Annotated in this window: 14 protein-coding genes and 3 pseudogenes; 3 read left to right on the plus strand and 14 right to left on the minus strand. The window is 58.2% G+C overall.

Annotated features, from left to right (window positions below; genetic code table 11):
* Positions 1 to 710, minus strand: a 710-nt coding sequence (locus tag PH558_RS31530) for a LysR family transcriptional regulator (protein WP_285208215.1), incomplete at its 3' end; no start/stop codon positions are given.
* A gap of 57 nt (positions 711 to 767) precedes the next feature.
* On the opposite strand from PH558_RS31530, the pseudogene PH558_RS31535 reads away from it, so the two are divergent.
* Both PH558_RS31535 and PH558_RS31540 read left to right on the plus strand, forming a co-directional pair.
* A pseudogene (locus tag PH558_RS31535) lies at positions 768 to 1,925 on the plus strand (aromatic ring-hydroxylating oxygenase subunit alpha); the annotation flags it as partial.
* Positions 1,915 to 2,997: an FAD-binding oxidoreductase gene (locus tag PH558_RS31540; RefSeq protein ID WP_483314217.1), complete on the plus strand. Its 1,083-nt coding sequence runs from the start codon at positions 1,915 to 1,917 to the stop codon at positions 2,995 to 2,997. The pseudogene PH558_RS31535 and the gene PH558_RS31540, both read left to right, overlap by 11 nt.
* A 579-nt stretch (positions 2,998 to 3,576) precedes the next feature.
* Here PH558_RS31540 and PH558_RS31545 read toward each other — a convergent pair.
* The 3 genes and pseudogenes from PH558_RS31545 to PH558_RS31550 form a co-directional block, all read right to left on the minus strand.
* Complete coding sequence (locus PH558_RS31545; protein WP_244575505.1) at positions 3,577 to 3,969, minus strand: BamA/TamA family outer membrane protein; 393 nt, start codon at positions 3,967 to 3,969, stop codon at positions 3,577 to 3,579.
* 37 nt (positions 3,970 to 4,006) lie between these two features.
* Positions 4,007 to 4,202 (minus strand): annotated as a pseudogene (locus PH558_RS34405) (nucleotidyl transferase AbiEii/AbiGii toxin family protein); the annotation flags it as partial.
* A pseudogene (locus tag PH558_RS31550) lies at positions 4,195 to 4,475 on the minus strand (type IV toxin-antitoxin system AbiEi family antitoxin domain-containing protein); the annotation flags it as partial. The pseudogenes PH558_RS31550 and PH558_RS34405, both read right to left, overlap by 8 nt.
* Positions 4,476 to 4,727: 252 nt before the next feature.
* Between PH558_RS31550 and PH558_RS31555 the strand changes: the two are divergent.
* Entirely contained in the window at positions 4,728 to 7,457 is a 2,730-nt protein-coding gene (locus tag PH558_RS31555; protein ID WP_285208216.1) for an EAL domain-containing protein, read from the plus strand.
* A gap of 729 nt (positions 7,458 to 8,186) precedes the next feature.
* Here the strand turns inward: PH558_RS31555 and PH558_RS31560 are convergent.
* The 10 genes from PH558_RS31560 to PH558_RS31605 form a co-directional block, all read right to left on the minus strand.
* On the minus strand, positions 8,187 to 9,689 hold the full coding sequence (locus PH558_RS31560; protein ID WP_285208217.1) for an ABC transporter substrate-binding protein: 1,503 nt from the start codon (positions 9,687 to 9,689) through the stop codon (positions 8,187 to 8,189).
* Between the two features lie 67 nt (positions 9,690 to 9,756).
* The gene (locus tag PH558_RS31565) at positions 9,757 to 10,758 is read right to left on the minus strand and encodes an ABC transporter ATP-binding protein (RefSeq protein ID WP_095438234.1); all 1,002 of its coding nucleotides are present in this window, start codon (positions 10,756 to 10,758) and stop codon (positions 9,757 to 9,759) included.
* Positions 10,755 to 11,729 carry an ABC transporter ATP-binding protein gene (locus tag PH558_RS31570; protein ID WP_095438944.1) on the minus strand — a complete coding sequence of 325 codons (975 nt, stop codon included), beginning with the start codon at positions 11,727 to 11,729 and terminating at the stop codon, positions 10,755 to 10,757. Before PH558_RS31570 ends, PH558_RS31565 begins: the two co-directional genes overlap by 4 nt.
* Entirely contained in the window at positions 11,729 to 13,270 is a 1,542-nt protein-coding gene (locus PH558_RS31575) for a gamma-glutamyltransferase family protein (protein ID WP_095438235.1), read from the minus strand. Before PH558_RS31575 ends, PH558_RS31570 begins: the two co-directional genes overlap by 1 nt.
* Positions 13,267 to 14,187, minus strand: coding sequence for a polysaccharide deacetylase family protein (locus PH558_RS31580; protein ID WP_285208218.1), 921 nt, complete (start codon positions 14,185 to 14,187; stop codon positions 13,267 to 13,269). The genes PH558_RS31575 and PH558_RS31580 overlap by 4 nt, the downstream gene beginning before the upstream one ends.
* Positions 14,188 to 14,209: 22 nt before the next feature.
* Positions 14,210 to 14,998: an SDR family NAD(P)-dependent oxidoreductase gene (locus PH558_RS31585; RefSeq protein ID WP_285208219.1), complete on the minus strand. Its 789-nt coding sequence runs from the start codon at positions 14,996 to 14,998 to the stop codon at positions 14,210 to 14,212.
* Position 14,999: 1 nt separating this feature from the next.
* On the minus strand, positions 15,000 to 15,857 hold the full coding sequence (locus PH558_RS31590; protein WP_285208220.1) for an ABC transporter permease: 858 nt from the start codon (positions 15,855 to 15,857) through the stop codon (positions 15,000 to 15,002).
* The gene (locus tag PH558_RS31595) at positions 15,854 to 16,783 is read right to left on the minus strand and encodes an ABC transporter permease (RefSeq protein ID WP_113409273.1); all 930 of its coding nucleotides are present in this window, start codon (positions 16,781 to 16,783) and stop codon (positions 15,854 to 15,856) included. Before PH558_RS31595 ends, PH558_RS31590 begins: the two co-directional genes overlap by 4 nt.
* 80 nt (positions 16,784 to 16,863) lie before the next feature.
* Positions 16,864 to 18,363, minus strand: coding sequence for an ABC transporter substrate-binding protein (locus PH558_RS31600; RefSeq protein WP_285208221.1), 1,500 nt, complete (start codon positions 18,361 to 18,363; stop codon positions 16,864 to 16,866).
* Complete coding sequence (locus PH558_RS31605) at positions 18,364 to 19,149, minus strand: GntR family transcriptional regulator (RefSeq protein WP_113409275.1); 786 nt, start codon at positions 19,147 to 19,149, stop codon at positions 18,364 to 18,366.
* Positions 19,150 to 19,320 lie beyond the last annotated feature (171 nt).

Genomic DNA, 19,320 nt, shown 5'->3' on the forward strand with positions numbered 1-19,320 from the left:
ATCCCCTGCCCTGCTCGAGCCGCAGCAATTGTCTCAGTGTAATGGTTGAAACGAAGCGATGGTTTAACGGTCAGAGAGCGCCCCCTCTTTTCGATCCATCTGTTCCAGGACAGCCAAGTTCGATCCTGTACGTCTGTCTCTATGAATTCGTCAGCACCGGACAGTTCATTTGATCGACGTCCCTGTGAATATTCTGGCGAGCATACCGGCACAATCACGTCACTCTGTGACGCGATCACTGTCCCGTCGCTGAAGGGGGCAGTTCCATAGCGAATGGCGATGTCTATACCGCCTGCGTTGAGATCGATGGGGGTATCCTGCGAGACGACGCGAATCTGAATGCCAGGATTTTCCCTGCGCAACTGCGGGAGGCGTGGCAGAAGCCAGAAGGAGGAGAAGGCGACGGTCGCGCCGATCGTCACGACGTTCTGCTGGGAGGATCTGACCACCTCGACGGCGTCGGCGATACTGGCGAAGCTTTGCGCAAGCGTCGTTCCCAGGGTGAGGCACGCAGTAGTCGGTTCGATGGCGCGATGCTTGCGTACGAACATCGGCAGACCGAGCTCCTCTTCCAATGTTGCGATCTGGCGGCTGACGGCTGCCTGGGTGACGCCAAGTTCGATGGCGGCCGCCGTAAAGCTCCGATGCCGCAGAACGGCCTCGAGAGTCATCAACGCGGTCAGGGAGGGAATTCGGCGCCGAAAGTTCATTGTGCACCCTTTGCATTACATAATGTTATGCGTTCGTGAAAATTAATGCCGTTGAACTTCGAGGCCGATATCGACGTCTTCTTTCACAAGCACTGGATCTGCGTCGGCCTCGACTGCGACGTACCGGAACCAGGCGATGCCACCGTTGTCGATATCGGCAAGACCAGCCTGATCCTTCTTCGCGACGACGACGGCGAGCTCCGTGTGCTTCACAACGTCTGCCGCCATCGCGGATCGCGCCTGCTCGATGCCGGCAAAACGATCGTCTCGAAGCTCGTTTGTCCCTATCACACATGGACCTACGAACTGACCGGGGAGCTAAGCTATGCGCCACACATGGGCAAGGATCTGGACAAGCAGTGCCACAGCCTGAAGCCGGTGAACTTCAGGTCGATCGGCGGCCTGATCTATGTGTGCCTCTCCGACAATCCGCCGGAAGACATCGCAAACCTCGAGCAGGTAATGATCGAACGCCTTGCGCCCTATGACATTCGGAATGCCAAGGTCGCTCACCAGACCGACGTCATCGAGGACGGCAACTGGAAGCTCACGATGGAAAACAACCGCGAGTGCTACCACTGTTCCGCCAATCATCCCGAGCTCTGTGTCTCCTTCGTCGACCTCGACTTCGGCTTCGATCCGGAGACGCTGAACCCCGAAGACCGCGAGCAGGCCGCCGAGCATTTCAGGCTCTACGACGAGCGGACAAAAGCCTGGGAAGCGGATGGTTTCCCGTCGGCAGCGGTCGAACAGCTCGTCGACTGCGCCACGAACTTCCGCACCCAGCGCCTGATCATTGCAGGTGCAGGCGAATCCCAGACACATGACGCGACTGCGGCATCGTCGAAGCTGCTTGGCCAGATGACCCGCAAGGATCTCGGCGATACGCATCTCTGGGGTCACAATAGCTGGAATCACTTCATGGGTGACCACGCCGTGGTCGCAATCGTCATCCCGCTCTCGGCTGGCAAGACGCTCGTCAGAACCAAATGGCTCGTCCACAAGGATGCCGTCGAAGGCAAGGACTACGACCTCGACAAGCTCACGGACGTCTGGATCGCCACGACGGACCAGGATGCGGACCTCGTCGCCCGCTCGCATGCCGGCGCGCTCGACCCCGCCTACCAACCCGGCCCCTATTCTCGATTCTCGGAAACCAACCTGGACAAGTTCGCGGCCTGGTACATCGATCGGATGCGCGCTCATGGGTATTGAGTTCGCTCAAATGCAGCGCGGCCAGGCCGCCGTTTGGGATCCAGAGCACGACGAAACGCTCGTATGCATCGACGTGCACCAGGAGACGCATGACGTAAAGAGCTTCACGTTCGCATCTCCAGAAGGCAAGCGCTTCAGCTTCAATGCCGGGCAATACTTTCTGTTCGATTTCCCGATGGGTCCGGACAGTGAAGCGCGCTGCTACAGCATCTCGTCGTCGCCCCATCGCGGCAACGCGTTCACCGTCACGGTCAAGCGCGTGCCCGGCGGCAAGGTCTCGAACTGGCTGCACGACACCATGGCTGCCGGCATGACGGTCAAGGGCCAGGGGCCGCTCGGTCACTTCATCCGTCCGCAAGGGGAGAACACGAAACTCCTGCTGCTCTCGGGCGGCTCCGGCATCACGCCGGTCATGTCGATCACACGCGATCTGGCGGATCGATACGCACCCTCGGACATCGTTTTCCTTCACGCAGCGCGCACGCCCTCGGACCTCATCTTCCGCCATGACCTTTCGGGTCTTGCGACACGGATGAAAGGCCTGCGTCTCCAGTTCCTGCCGGAGACGGTGGCTGGCGAGCCGGACTGGCCGGGATTGACCGGCCGGATCTCGCTCGAATACCTCAAGCTTGCGGTTCCGGACATCGCCGAGCGTGTCGTCATGTGCTGCGGCCCGGCGCCCTTTATGGCGGCGGCGCGTTCCATCACCGCGGCGTTGGGCGTTCCCGCGTCAAACTACATCGAAGAGAGTTTCGATGCCGCTGTCATTGACGAGCCGGGACTGGACGTCGAGCAACAGCCCGCCCAGAAGGTTTATCAGGTCGAATTCTCGAAGCAGAAGCGAACGCTGCAAGTCTCCTCCGATCAGACGGTGCTCGCGGCTGCGAAGAAGGGCAGCATCAGGCTTCCTTCGTCCTGTTCGAATGGCATGTGTGGCACGTGCAAATCCAAGCTCGTCTCAGGCTCTGTCGAAATGAATCACAATGGCGGTATCCGTCAGCGGGAGATCGACGCCGGCATGTTCCTGCCTTGCTGCTCGAAGCCGCTTAGCGATCTCGTCATCGATCGCTGAGCAAAGACGTCACCGGCTTGCGAGAAACGATTTTAATAGTGCTCGACTTCCCGCAGTTGATGAGAACCGGACCAACAGCACGTCATCCATGATAGATGAGATATAGAATCGGAACGATTGACCCAGCGCCAAGATGAGGGGCCGAGCCTTTGGTGGTTCGACGTTCAAATTGCCACCGAAAACCGAGACCGTCGGCAGAACGCTTCAATTTCACGTTCAAAGCGATCGAAAACGTCATAGACCCAAGGCTCGCAAGGCTGGACGCACGCTTGTCGCCGAGGTGGATGTGCTTACGCGAATAGGCCTTGCCCAAACTCTTCGTGATGAGCATTGGCAAGTGATCGAAGCTGGTTCGGCGGTTGAGGCGCCGGGATACGATCAGCCATACCTCGAAATGCCACTCATTGAACACCCATTGAAATCATCCTCGATTGGCGCGTCATTTTCTCGGTTATAGTATTCGGAATCATGGACACGCTCGCTACATTGGGAGCGGAATTTCTCCGGCTTGGCCAATAGCTCGTTAGCGGCGAAATTTGCGACAAGCCCTTTTAATAGCAGGCGCTGATCCGGATCGCCTCAGAACTGGTTGCCGAAGCCGAAGCGGAAATTTTCCACCTTGTCGTAGTCCTGCTTGAGGAACGGCATGGCATAGCTGAGATTGATCACTCCGAATGGCGACGCCCAGGTCAATCCGATGCCGGCCGATGCGCGCAGCGCCGATCCATCGTGCAGGACATCACCATAGAGATTGGCATCATTGCCATAGAGCGTTCCCGCGTCCAGGAAGACGGAGCTGCGGAAGCCGAGGTCCTGCGGCATGCCCGGCGTCGGCATGCTCGTTTCCACCGAGGCGGTGAAGTACTTTGTTCCGCCGAGCGGATCGACGTCGGACGTCCTCGGACCGATGCCCGCATCTTCAAAGCCTCTGATCTCGCTGCCGCCGATCATGAACTGATCGAAAATGTTCAAGTCCTTCGGGAACGCGATCTACGCGTAAAGTTTCTGCATCGAACCAACTCATCGTCAGCATAGCCCCCTTCAGCACGGAACGACTCGCATGGGGCGACTGGCTGAGCCGGAATATTAACCGCTCAAGCGCAAAACGCGTTGGGAACCAAATCGAAGGTTTGCTCGCTTGCCTTGGCGAGTTGCAACAGGCGAGTGCGCACTGAGGCGCTGAGATCTCTGCTTTCTTTAGCCATTGGCGGTCAGTGCCTCAAGATACGGCCGGATCACCGTTCCAACACCACCGCGCTCAGCCTCATCAGCGATTTCGCCGGGGTTGGCCTTGCGTTGCCGTAGCGCTTCTTGAAGCCCCTCGATCGCCAAGGAAAGGCCGATCTTGTTGCGATAGTGGAAGCTGTCGGCAATTGTCTTGGCAACTCCGAAAATCTTCACAGGAACGCCTTCGATGACATGATTTCAATGCCATCATGGAGCAAGCTCTTCATAAAGCGCACAATATGAATAGGTGTCGGCAGCCAAGCTACGGATGTTGTCGGCTATGCCCCCTTTGTCGCTCTGCAATGAAATTGTGCTGCTTTTACAAGGCGATCGCACCAACTCCAGTAGGATAGTTGAGAATTCCATCGCTCGAAAGTGTAACGGCCTCAATCAATTCTTATAAGATTTTGATCATATACCTATCGCAGTTCACTATAGTCGAAAGAGATAATCGAATTTTAAGCGGATGCCGGCATGATTATTGCTCGCAGGTGAGGAGCACTATGATCTCTGGTCGGAAAACCGCTCAAATTCAGAAATACGGCAAGCGGTCAGACGCAGAGCAACGCACCTTGATGAGTGACCGGAAGATATCGCCACACTCCATCAAACGGGCATTGTCGACCCCAGCGATCTGGCCAGCGTTCCAGCCATTGGTGGACATGCAAAGCGGGGCGCTCATCGGATTTGAAGTACTGGCACGCTGGACCGATTCCAAAATGGGCATCATTTCGCCATCGGAATTTATCCCTATCGCCGAAGCAAACGACCTGATCGACGCTTTGACAAAAAAGATCGTCTCGGAAGCCTGTGAGCAGGCAAATCTCTGGCCAGGAAATTTTGTGCTCGCGATCAACATCTCCGCCGTGCAATTCCGTGATCCGGACTTATTCGAATTCATCCGCAGCATTGTTCAGGCAACCGGCTTTCCACTAAATCGAATCCATATTGAGATAACGGAAAGCGTTCTGCTTGAAGATGATGAGACCGTACGGTCAACGATCGCTCTGCTGAAATCTGCCGGCATAGGTCTTGCGCTTGACGATTTCGGAACAGGATTTGCCAGTCTCACCCGATTGCACGCCTTTCCTTTCGACAAACTCAAGATTGACATGAGTTTCGTGCGCTCAATGCAACACGATAACGATAGCCGCAAGATCGTCGCTTCGGTGATCGGATTAGGCCAAAGCCTTGGCATGGCCGTCGTTGCAGAGGGCGTCGAGACCGAGGAGCAGGCGACGATTCTCCGCCGGTTGGGATGCGATGTCGGACAGGGCTGGCTGTTCGGCAAACCATTGAATGGGGCTGAAACGGCGCAATGGCTGACCTATCATAAACAACAATCGCTCTCTCAACGTGCCGGGAGTGTTTCACTGTTCCAGCGCGTTCACCAGCTGGACGCTTTGTACAGAGCAGCACCGATTGGCCTATGTTTTCTCGACATGGAATTGCGCTATGTCAGCGTCAACAATTGCTTTGCGGAAATGGTCGGCCTCTGTCCGGATGACTTGATCGGGCGGGCGGTGCATAGCTTCATGCCTGACCATGACGCGTCTCGCGTCGCCAGCGATCTGCGGCGTGTCCTCGCCGGCGAGACCGTTGTCATCAACGAATATCAGCCAGCCGGTAGCGAAAGAGCTTTCCTTGTCATCAATCAGCCTGTCGAGGACGACGGGGGCGAGCAGATCGGTATTTCGGTTACCGCGATCGATGTTACCGATCGCAAGGCGATCGAAACCGCGCTGAGAGAAACCGAGGACCATGCTCGCCGGTCAATCGAACTCAGCGCAAGTATTCCTTGGTCGAGTGACGCCAAGGGTGTTGTCAATTTCATGGGACCGACACTGGACGGAAATGCTGATAGCACCATTGATCGCGTTGCGGACTGGTATCGCCGCATGCATCCAGACGATCGCCTCCGGGTCCGGCAGGAATGGCTTGCATGGCTGCCATCGGGCAAGCCTTTTGCAACGATGTTCCGAATGAGGCTTCACGACGATGCTTGGACTTGGGTGCTCAGTCGTGCAAAGCCGCATCGCGATGCCGAAGGCGAGATCGTCAAGTGGTACGGCGTCATCACTGCGGTTACGACTCAAGAGGGGTTCGAGCCAAAAATTGAACTGTTCCGAACTTCGAGGCAGGTGCAGCAGTCGAAGCCGCCGACCGGTATTACGATTGCACCCTGGCGTCCCTCAACGGTGAAGCATGAACTCGATCTGCCGGATTGGGTAATAAGAAACGCAGCATCCGTCAAAGGCAAGGAAGACGTTTTGCCGACGGAATTGCTGGTATCCATGCTGATGCGAATGTTCGAGTCCGCGCCTATAGCGATGTCTATCACGACAAGTGACACGAAAACATCCAGCTACGTTAAAGTCAACGAAGCCTATCTCCGGCTGACTGGTCTGAAGTGGGACGACATCAGGGGCAAAAAGCTGACTTCCGATGGTGCGGCGATTGACAATCCGGCCCGGGACCGCCGCCACCGACTTCTAGAAGAAGAGGGCGCCTATGAGCTGGAAGAGGTGGATATCACCTATGCCGACGGCACGATTATTCCGACGTTGATTTCTGCACAGCGCACCGTGATCGACGGAGTGTCTTTCGATGTCGAGATCATCATCGATGTGTCGGCCCGTGTCAGGCAGCAACGTGAGATCGAGAACGCACTTAAAACCTCTGCGCGCACCGATGCGCTTTCGGGCCTTCCCAATAGGGCCTGTTTCGATGAAGTTGTCGCCGAGGCAGTCGCTCGCAACCTGCAGAACGATCGCAAGCTCGCCCTTGCATATATCGACCTAAATGATTTTAAGATCGTGAACGATACCATTGGGCACGCGGCAGGCGACGAGGTGCTAAGAACGATTGCCAATAGATTGCGCGAGAATTTTCGCGCCACGGACTTCATTGCAAGGATCGGCGGGGATGAATTTGTCGTGCTGCTCGATATCGACCGGAAACTCGCCGGCGACCTGCAGTCGCATCTCCAAGAGACGATGGAGCGCATCTTCAAACCGATACCCATCGATGGGCAAGTGACGTTCACCGGCGCAGCCGTGGGCGTTACATTCCTGCGGGCAGATGACACCGTGCAATCCTATGTCAAACGCGCTGACGAATATATGTATATCGCTAAGACCACCGGTGAGCGGATAGCGGTAGTCTGTTTCGGCCAGATTCTCGATCCGTCTGCCCTCTCGAGGCACTCGGCGAGACAAGCACGGCAATCATAATATTTCTCTCCCAAGATCACGTGCCTGAGCAGGCCGCAATTCCCAACCGCGTCCTCATAGCTATTTTCATGCCAAGGCATTCTCATGAATCTGGCGCCACGCCAGAGATCTGCAAAAGCTGTATGTCGCCATCAGCTGGATCGCCGATTGCGACGGTAAATCGTCTCCATATCGATGAATGAGTTAAATGAATTCTCGAACAATTTATGTCCGAGGATGAATGGAAGCGAGCCATGCGCGACTATGTTAAAAGCCGAGATTTTCATCGGCATATGCGTTCGCTGCTGGCTTCGAGATTTCATGAGCTCGGCTGGAAAACACAAGATATTGGCAAGTGTAGCTTGGCTCGTGGCACAATGCGCTCACATGAGACCGAATTTGAGATGATCCCGCGACACGTCCGGGAGGGGCCGTCATTGTTGCACGTCAAACAGGTCTAATCGATAAATTGGCCCGCTGTGGTTTGCCGACAAGGGAAGCTGAAGAACTCCTCCTCCTACAAAGCGTGCAATCCCAACATACTCATCTGGAGCGGCTCAGCTGCAAGTAGGCAAGTGGCAATTCAGGAAAAAAGATCGGCAAGGTGGCCGAATGGTACGCCAAGAGTGGTATCATTCCAGCCCTTCCGGATGTCGCAGCTGGCATTACAACGCCGTCCCAAACTCCGATCCCGGCTGGGTTGCCGGGATCGGGGATAGTTCCAGAATGCAAACATATCTGCGCTTGCTATTATTGGCGCCATCGCAGACGATTGAGGAAGAAGCTCTCGTTCGGCGTCGGCTGGAAGTCCAGATTTTTGGCCGCCCCGTAGATTGACACCATCTGATAAAGCGGCACGGTCGGAATTTCGCTTGCAATGAAGCTACCGACCTTTTCGTAGTCGGCAAGGCGCTTCTTCTCATCCAGCGATGAAGCCGCCTCATCCAGCAGGGCATCGATCTCGGGCTTGGCAGTGATGGTCCAGCTGCTACCGGAATGGAAGAGTGAATAGAGCGCTCCGTCTGCATCCTGGCAGGCACAGGACGAGGTGCTGATGGCAAGTGTGGGACCATCCGCTGGCCCCTTCTGGATCAACTGCAGGAAGGTCGGCGTATCGACATTGGCGATCTCGACATCGAAGCCGACATCCTGCAGCTCCTGCTGGATGGCTTGCGCGACCCTCTGGTCAAAGAAGGCGCCGATCGTCAGCTGAAATTTGGCCGGTCTGCCGGCGGCCGCGATCAGCGATTTTGCTTTGTCCGGATCGAAGGGCAGTCCCTTTATTGTATTACTCCAGCCGAAATGCGCCGGCGTCACCATCTCGGCGAGCGGCTTATCCAATCCTCCGAGGATACCCTGCGTAATGCCGTCCTTGTCGATCGCAGAGGCCAAGGCCTGACGAAGTTCGAGCTTGTCGAACGGCGGCTTGTTCGGATTGATGCGAATATAGGCAAGACGCTCGGTGAGAACAGGCAACGCCTTGGCATTCGGGTAAGTTTGCAATTGCGCGGCCTGGTCCGAGGTCAGCGCCCTTGCCAGATCCACGGTACCGGACTGGATATCGGCCAGCCGCGTCGATGCATCGGGCACGGCGCGGAAGATGGCCATCGCAAATGGCCCTTTCGCTCCCCAGTAGCTATCATTGCGCGCGAGCGTCACCGAAACGCCCTTGTCCCATTTTACGAAACGGTATGGGCCACTCCCAACTGGCTGAAGATTGAAGGCTGTATTTCCGACCTTCTCGACGACGTGTTCCGGCACGATGGAAAGATTTGTCAAAGCGGCCAGAAGAGCGGGAGAGCTCGTCTTCAAGGTCAACGTCACCTCGTGATCGCCGGTCACGGCAGCCTTGAGGATCTTACCGAATTGAGCGCGCTGCGGACTTGCAAATTTCGGATCGATGATGCGGTTGATACTGAATGCAACATCACCGGCTGTCAGAACGCTTCCGTCGTGGAAATGAACGTCGTCGCGAAGCGTAAACGCGATCTCGGTATCAGAGACGTTTTTCCACCCCGTGGCAATCTGCGGGACGATCTTGCCCGCATTGTCGCGGGTGACGAGGTTGTCGAAGATGTTGCGATAGACGAAATAACTATCGGGATTCCATTGCAGTTGCGGATCGAGCGTTGACGGCTCATTGACGAGGTCCACCACGATCTGCTGCTTTTCGGCGGCCTGGGCCGCAGTCACGACGGACAGCACCAATAGACCGATGCCCGCCCCCAATACAAGACGCTTATGCCACTTCATTTTCCGGTTCCTCAATTGATCTGTCATTGATGGCGATGGTCAGCTCCTCGCGGCGAGACCGGCGGCATCATGTCGTGCCCTTGATCTCGACCGTAGGAGCCCGCAGGTGGCAGGCGGCTTGATGATCTCGCTCCAAGAGGTTCAGCGCCGGCGACACTTCCCGGCAAATGGTCGCCGCAATCGGACATCGTGTCGAAAAACGGCAGCCCGCGGGCGGATTGGCCGGGCTCGGCAAGTCGCCTTCGAGAAGGATACGCTGCCGTTGACGCTGGGCGACGGGATCGGGCAGCGGCACCGCGCTGAGCAAAGCCTCGGTATAGGGATGCGTCGGGCGGGCAAAGACGTCGGCCGTCGCCCCGACCTCAGCGATACGGCCGAGATACATGACCGCTATCCGGTCGGCGAAATGACGCACCACGGACAAATCGTGGGAAATGAAGAGATAGGAGAGTTCAAGCCGGCGCTGCAGTTCGAAGAGCAAGTTGAGGATTTGCGAGCGGATCGACACGTCAAGCGCGGAAACCGGCTCATCCAGGATCAGCAATTTCGGCTGGAGTGCGATCGCTCTTGCGATGACGATGCGCTGGCGCTGACCGCCGGAAAATGCGTTGGGCTTGCGGTTGGCATGCGCCGGATTGAGCCCGACCAGTTCCAGCAGCTCCGCGACCCGTCGACGCCGCTCCTGCGCAGTCCCGACACCATGAATGGCAAGCGGCTCGGCAATGCTGTCACCGATGTCCATTCGCGGATTGAGCGCGGAGACCGGGTCCTGAAATACGATCTGAATATCCCGCCGCCGCGCGGCGAAACGATCCGCGCCTTTGGCGGCAAGATCGCTACCCTCGAAGAAAATTTGTCCCGAGCTTGCTTCCTGCATTCCGACGACAGCCGCGCCGAGCGTCGACTTACCGGACCCGGATTCACCGACAAGCGCGAGACTCTGTCCAGCTTCGATATCCAGATCGACACCGTCAACGGCCTTCAGCAATCCTGCCGAGTGCCCGAAGAAGCCGCGACGGATGGGAAAATGCACATGCAGATCCCGGATCGATAGCAGCGGTGCCGTCATACGAGGCTCCCGATACGATCCTGATGCCAGCAGGCGGCGCGGCGGTTCGACCCCATCGCCGCGAGCGGCGGCACTTCGCGACAGTCTTCATCCGCGAGCGGGCAACGCGTCGAGAACCGGCATCCAGCCGGCCACGCGCCTGCATCAGGCACCGTTCCCTTGATCGTCGGCAAAAGCTCCCCGGCATCGCTCCCATCCAAACGCGGAATGGTTGACAGCAGCAATCTCGTATAGGGATGCCTCTGCTCCCTGAAGATCGCATCGACATCGCCGACCTCGACAATTCGGCCGCCGTACATCACGGCGACCTGATCGGCGATATCGGCAACGACACCCATGTCATGGGTAATCATCAGGATTGCGGTTCCGGTTTCATCGCGCAGTCGTTTCATCAAATCGAGGATCTGTGCCTGAATGGTGACATCGAGTGCCGTCGTCGGCTCATCGGCGATCAACAGGCGCGGCCTTGTGATCAAGGCCATGGCAATCATGACGCGCTGGCACATGCCGCCAGACAGTTCGAACGGATATTGCCGCGCGCGCATTGCCGCCTCGGGGATGCCGACATCCGCGAGCATATCGATCGCCTGATGCCATGCTTGCCGGCGGCCTAGCTTGCGATGCACAATGAGACTTTCGGCGATCTGGCGGCCGACCGGCATCAGCGGGTTGAGGGATGCGACAGGCTCCTGAAAGATCATTGCGAGCTCGCTGCCGCGCAGCCGCATCAGGTCCTTCCTGTCGAGACGGGAAAGATTGCGTCCGTTCATTTGCACCGAGCCGCCGACCATGGTCGCTGCGGCTGGAAGAAGCCCCATGACGGCGAAGGCCGTCATCGATTTGCCGCATCCCGACTCGCCGACGATGCTGACGATCTCGCCGGCATTGACCGACAGGCTGACGCCATCGACCACAGCCTTTCGGTTAATGGAGACCTGCAGCATGTCGACGCTCAAAACCGCTGCCGCCATCAGATAGTCGCCTCGCGGACGGCGGCCCATGGATTGCGCGGATGAACCATGCCGGTATTGATGCCATAGCGTCGCATCACGACGGACGGCACGGCAAAATTGACCGGATAGAGCGTGTCGTCGATCACCTGAACGTCGAAGTCGGCGGCAACCGAGGCGGCCACCTTGGCCCCGGCCGTTCGGCTCACCCTAATCGTCGTGCCGCTGGCATCTATGCGCGGACTGAAGAGCGCCTTCTCCAACGACATGCCGAAAGCCAGGATGTATGACAGGATTTGCGCGACCGCCGGCACGATCTGCCTTCCTCCTGCTGCGCCAAGCGCCAGCTCCGGCAGACCATCGTGCGTCGCAATGATCGGGCACATATTGGCAAGCGGCTGCTTGGCCGGAGCGATCGAATTCGGATGCCCCGGCCTTGGATCGAACCACATCAGGCCATTATTGAGAGCAAATCCCAGTTCCGGCACCACGACCTTGGAGCCGAAGCGGGACAGAAGCGTATTGGTGAGCGAAACCATAGTCCCTTGTGCATCGACCACGCTGATATGGCTTGTACAGCTTTCACCAGCGGCATGCCCCATATGCTTGAGGCGATATTCGCTGGCGCGACGCAACGCTCGCGCAAAGGCAAGAGCGGTCGTACCCGAATGCGGATTGGCATCGCGCGGAAGCTCTTCAAGCTCATCAAGCGTGGCAAGCAAAGTCGGGCCGCCGGAAAGACCCGGCACCACATGGACACGCCTTCCCATGTAGGAGCTGACGGCAGGCTGCAGCCACTTCGGCGCATAGGCGCCCAGATCCGCTTTCGAAAGAGTGGAGCCGCCTTTCGAAAGATCCGCGACCAGCAGCTCTGCAATCTGGCCCTCGTAGAAATCGCGCGCTCCCTCGCGCGCCAGCCTTTCCAGCGATGCGGCCTTGGCCTTCATCGGCAGGAACAGCGATCGGCCGCCTTCTGGCACACGCGGCGCACGGCCATCGCGAAGGAAGAGATCGGCGGCACCCTTGAATTGCGCGAGGTTATGGCCGTCGATGGCGAGCGCGAGAGCCGCATACCAATCGACCTGCAAACCGCGATGGGCGTGCTCGATCGCCGGTGCCAGGGCATCGGCCCAGGAAATGGTGCCGAAGCGCCCAAGCGCTTCGGCAAATCCGGCAACGGCTCCGGGAACGCAGATCGATCCGTAGCCAAGCAGATTGCGATCGCCCTGGACGGAAGGCCATTCGAACCAATCCCCATCCTGGCCGGCAACCAGGGGGTAATCATCAGGCCGGAGGGCGGCCGGCGAAACGACATTGAAATCGAGCACGTCGACCGCCCCGGAACCGCCGTCGGCGCGCAGCATGAAGCCGCCCCCGCCGATACCGGAAAGCCACGGTTCCACGACACTGAGAACGAGAGCCGTCACAATCGCCGCATCGACTGCATTGCCGCCAGCCGAAAGGACACGTGCCCCGGCCTCAGCCGCTAGCCAGTTCTGGCAGGCGACCAGACCGTGTTCGCTGCGTGTCTCCTGCTTGCCGATCGACCAGGTCTCGTTCATGGCCTTGCCCCAAAACGCCGCGCGCCTATGGCGGCGGGAATGGCCGAGGCAACGGAAAACCGGCCGGAATTTACTGATGATGCGTGATGGGCAGCAATTTCGGCCGCGGTCGCGATCCAGGTGCCTGGCTCGGCGGTCATGGCCTCCAACAGCTTTTCGAGTGTGGCAATGCGCTGCGCCCTGCCGGAAATCCAGTCATGAACCGTGAGGGTGAAGAGGCCTCCGAAGCGGTGCAGCGCCCGCCATTCGGCAAGCCAGTCCTCCAGCACGGCACTACCGGAAACCGGCGCCCAGCGCTCGTTGCCGCTGCCCTCGAACTTGTAAAAGATCGCGTCGTCCAGGGCCCATTGGACCGGGATCTCGACAACTCCGTCGATATCGTAGGGATGGTCAAAGCCCATCAGCGAGGAGTCATAGGTGAGACGCCGCGCCTTGATCTCAGCCAGCATATGCGGGGTCATCTCCCAGGCGGGCGAGCGAAAGCCCACCGGCAACCTTCCTGTCTGTCGTTCGAACAGTTCGAGGCTACTGTCGAGAGCCGCACTGAACTCATCCTCACGGATGTCACGAACCAGCTCGTGGAAATAGCCATGCAGCCCTATCTCATGACCGGCAGCAAGAAGGGCCGGAAGCAGATCGGGATCGAATTCCGCAACCACGGCCGGTACATAGAAGCTTGCCTTCACACGATAGCGGTAGAACAGATCGAGAAGACGACCAAGCCCCGAACGCAACCCGAAGCGGCGGATCTCGAGCCGTGCGAGACGATCCGGAATATCGTCCCGATGCTCCCAGAGATAAGGAGCGATTGCATCGACATCGACACTCAAAAGGACGGCACTCTGCTTTCCCTTCGGCCACTCGTAAGCCGGAAAGGGAGAGAAGCCCTTTGAGGTCCTGGCTAGATCCTCGACCATGTTCCTATCCTCCTGCCTAGCCTCAGAGCGGCTTTTTCTTCGCCTGGAAGACGGCAAGCGAGCCGATCGAATTGCCGCCGTCGACGGTCAGCGTCGCACCCGTGACATAGGCGGCTGCATCCGATGCCAGATAGAGGACGGCGGTCGCTGCATCGTCAGGCGACGAAATCCGGCCGAGCGGAATATTGCCGACGACGGTGTCGATGTGTTCCTGCGTGAGGTGGCTGACGTCGCTGCCCGGCGCAAAGCCCGGCTCGACGATGTTGACCCGGATGCCGAATTCGGCAAGCTCGAGCGCCAGCCCCTTGTTCAGACGGTCGAGTGCGGTCTTCGAGGTGCAGTAGGGAACGACGGTGCTGCGCATCTTGCGCGAAGCGCCGGAAGAAATATTGACGATCGAGCCCTTCACGCCTTTGTCGATCATCTGAAGGGCAACACCTTGCGAAAGCAAGAACGGTGCACGAAGATTGATGTCGAAGATCCGATCCCAATCCTCGGCAGTCAGGTCGAGCAGGAAGCCGGACGGATAAATGCCGGCATTGTTGACGAGAACGTCGGCTGACCCCCAGTGGCCGGCGATGGCGGAAAGGAGCGACTTGATATCGGCATCGGAGGTCAGATCCGCTACGTGCTGCAGATGCCCATCGCCGATCTCTTGCGCCGCAGCAGCAAGCCGGTGGCCGTCGGCATCGGTCAGGAGAAGCTTTGCTCCAGCCTTGGCGAAAGCCTTGGCGATCCAGCCACCGAAAATGCCGGCCGCCCCTGTCACGACCACGCGCTTGCCTTTGAAATCCTCAGAGAAATCGACCATTTTACGCACTCCTTGGGTCAAGGCGATCCCTCAGGAAATCGCCCAGAACATTGACGGATAAAACAAGAAGGAAAAGCGCCAGCCCCGGCATGACGGAAAGCCACCAGGCATTGGCGACATAGTTGCGGCCCACCGAAAGCATCGCTCCCCAGCTGGCGGTCGGCGGCTGCACGCCAAGACCGAGGAAGGACAACCCTGCCTCGAACAGTACCATCAGACCGAATTCAAGGGTGGCGACGACGACGAGCGCTCCTGCGATATTCGGCAGGACATGGTAGCGCAGCACCCGCAGCCATCCGGCGCCCATCGCCCGCGAAAGCCGGAGATAGGACATATTGGTGATGATCAGGGTCTGGGCATAGGCGACACGCGCGTAACGCGGCCATCGTGTGAGAGCCAGAACAAGAATGACATTCTGTAGGCCCGGCCCGAGCGTTGCCACGGTAATGATGGCAAGCAGAATGGCGGGCACGGAAAGCACGATGTCGACGAGGCGCATGATCAGGGTTTCGACCCAACCGCGATAGAAGGCCGCCAGCATTCCGAAAATGCAGCCGGCAATGCCGGACAGCACGACCGAAGCGAATGCGACCAGCAACGAGACGCGCGCTCCATAGATCAGGCGGCTCAGCGTATCGCGTCCCAGTTCGTCGGAACCGAACAGGAAATGCGTCGCGCGGATAACGGTGCCTGGCGGCTTCAGGCGCCCGAGAAGGTTCTGTGCATTCGGGTCGTAAGGGGCGATCAGAGGAGCGAATATGGCCGCAAGGACAATGATCGTCAGGATCAGAACCGAGAGGACGACCGTCAACGGCGGCTTTCCGGCCAGCCTGTTTGCTTTGGCAAGGGCTGCAATCATGCCGGTCTCCCGCCCAGACGGATGCGCGGGTCGATGAGGCTGTAAAGCAAGTCGGCGGCAAGATTGAGCAGGATCGCCACCGCCGCGCCGATCAGCACGATGCCCTGGACCACGGCGAAATCGCGTGCGCTGATAGCCTGTATGGTCAGTTGACCAAGACCAGGCCAGGCGAAGACCGTCTCTATGATGATCGCACCCGTCAGCAGATTGGCTATTTCGAGCGCGGAGATCGTCACGATCGGAACCGCGGCATTGCGCATGAGATGGTGGAAGACGAGGCGAGACGTCGACAGGCCCTTGGCGTGGGCGGTGCGAACATAGTCCTTGCTCAGCTCATCGAGGACCGAGGTGCGTGTGACGCGGGCGAAGGTCGCCATCGACAGAAGACCGAGAGCGAAGGACGGCATCAGCAGGCTTTCGAACCCGCTGGCTCCAGACGGCGGCAACCAGCGCAGAAAGACCCCGAAGAACATGATGAGCAGGACCGAAGTCCAGAAGGTCGGCATGGATTGCCCGACCAATACCAGACCGATCAGCCAGCGAGCTTCCCAGCGCTTGCGCCGCACGGCCAGCACGACGCCGATCGGCACACCAAAGCCGATGGCAACCACCAGGGCGCCGGCCGCAAGCTGCAACGTGTAGGGAATGCGACTGGCGATGATCTCGACCACCGGCAGGTTCTGCACATAGGAGCGGCCAAGGTCGAATTGCGCCAGACTGGACAGAAAATGGAAATACTGGATGTAAAGCGGTCTGTCGAAGCCAAGAGCGGTCCGCATGACATCGATATCGGCCTGAGTGGCGCCCTGCGGTACCAGCAGCAGCACCGGATCGCCGGTCAGGCGTTGCAGAAAGAACACCAGCGTTATGACACCGAACAAGGCGATGAAGGCCTGGATCAAGCGTCTGGCGATAAAGGCAGCCATACCCTTCTCCTTTTTCCGACGATCCGGGCCTCGACAAACGAACTGGGTTGGAAAGCTGCACGAAGCGCGTCAAAAGAGCTCTAGTCGTGCCAGCTTACCCTGTTGAGGAAGAAGCTCTCATTGGCCGTCGGCTTCCATTCAAGTTTGTCGGACGCACCGTAGATAACGGCTGCCTGATAAAGCGGCAGGATCGGAACATCCTTTGCAACGACCGTGGCGACATCCTTGTAGGCCTCAAGCCGCTTTTTCTCGTCGAGCGTATTTCGCGCGCTGTTGAGGAGCGCGTCGAGACTCGGGTCGGAAACAGCGGAAAATGAACTGCTGCTGTGCAGCAGCGGGAAGGATATGCCATCCGCATCCTGACAGGCGCAGGACCAACGGCCGAAGGAAATGGCCGGCTGCTTGGCTTTCTCGCTCTGAACGCGCTGCAGATAGGTGGCAAAGTCGACCGTCTCGACGTTCACCTTGAAGCCGACGTCATTGAGCTGCTGGACGATTGCCTGGACGATCCGTTGATCGAAGGTCGGCGAGGTCAGAAAGGCGATTGGCTGTGTCGCGACGCCACCAGCCTTATCCACGAGCTCATGTGCCTGTTTCGGATCGAAGGGAAGACCCTCGATACCCGGAACATATCCTGTATAGATCGGCGACGCCAATTGCGGGACGGGCTTGTCATAGCCGCCGAGCAGGCCGTCGACGATCGACTGCTTGTCGATGGCATAAGCGACAGCTCGCCGTAAATTGACATCGTTGAACGGAGGAATAGATGGATTGAGCTTCAGATAGGCGATGCGTTCCGTCACCGCCGTCAGCACCTTGATCCCACCTGCTCCCTGAAGCTGGGCGGCGAGATCCGGATCGAGCGTCACGGCAAGATCAGCACTTCCAGCCTTTAGATCTGCGACGCGGGTTGCCGCGTCCGGCACGGCGCGAAATTCGGCACTTTGAAAATAGCCCTTGCTGCCCCAATAACCATCGTTGCGCACTAGAGAAACGGCAACGCCGCGCTGCCACTTTTCGAATTTGTACGGACCGGAGCCGATAGGTGAAAGATTAAAAGCATCGTCGCCTACGGCCTCGACAACATGCTTCGGTACGATCGAAAGCTTGACGAGCTGCGCCAGGAGCACCGGATAGGGCCCATTGGTGCGAATGGTCACTTCATGCGGGCCAGTGACCGCAGCCGACAGGATTTTGTTGAACTGGCTTAGCTGCGGGCTTGCGAACTTCTTGTCGATGATGCGGTTGACACTGAAGGCGACATCCTCCGGGGTCAGCTTTTGCCCATCATGGAAGACCGCATCATCGCGCAATGTAAAGGCAACCTCCGTGTCCGACTTATACGTCCAGGAGGTGGCGATAGCAGGTACGATCTTGCCATTGTCGTCGCGCGTGACAAGCTGGTCGAAGATGTTGCGATAGACGAAATAGCTGTCCGGATTCCATTGCTTCTGCGGGTCGAGCGACGACGGTTCGCTCACAAGATCGATCACGACCTTGTCCTTTGCTACGGCGTGGCCCGCAACCGACATCATCGCCGCAACAGAAACGGCAATCGCAAGAGTTCTTATCGCTCGCATCTAAAAATCCTTTTTCAAAAACGATTGCTCCCGGACGGGACGAGAAACATGGGCTTCATCACTCGATACGGAAGGACGCTTGGTCTTGCGCCCCACGGGCGCAGCAAGCTCCGACTTCAGCAGACTTGCCTGGGTAAATTCGGCAAAGGCATCACAGGCAAGCCTGAGCAGCTCCGCCGCGTCGCCATTGCGATGCGCCTTCTTCGCCACAACGAAATCGGTCCAGTCGACCGCTTCGAGGCGCTGGACGGAGGATGCCTCGAAAAAGTTGAGGTAATAATCGGCCCTATGCCACAGGATATCCAGCCAATCGGCAATCAGCGGCGCCTTGAGACGCGCCGCGAGCAAGCGCCTGATCTGCCACTCATATTCCCGAATGAGGGACAGCTGCGATCCGTGAGCCGAGCCACCCAATTGCAAGGCCACCTGCATATCACACAAGGTCTCCAGCCGGGCAATATCGTCACCGGACAGATCGACATCCGCCAAAAGCGGCTCCAACCGGGCTCGACCAAGTGTAATTTCCCGCAGACCCAACGCCGTGATGGAGCAAACCCGCCAGCCACTTCTTGGCTGCGCCGAAACGAAGCCCTTGTGGGCCAGGCGGCTGAGCGCGGATCGGACGACCCCGCGTCCGATCCGATAGGTATCGCAAAGAACCTGTTCGGAGAGGCGCTCACCGGGAGAAAACTCGCCGAGCTTGATTGCGTTGCGAATCCTGTCCTCGGCGATAGCAACGAGATCGCTGGGGCCTTGAGCAAGAAAAGGACTTTGATGGTCGAGCATATTGTGAAACTAACATCTCAGTTTTCAAAACTGAAGTCTCAGATATCCTATTCTTCATCTTTTTTGTAGAGAATTTTTGCACATCGGGCGTCGTCTGAGGTTGGAAATTGCAAGTACGATCGGAGAGAGACGAATGTTCGCCGAAGCTAGCCAGCCGGCGCGGGAATAATT

Source organism: Rhizobium pantanalense (assembly GCF_030182525.1).
Lineage (GTDB): Bacteria > Pseudomonadota > Alphaproteobacteria > Rhizobiales > Rhizobiaceae > Rhizobium.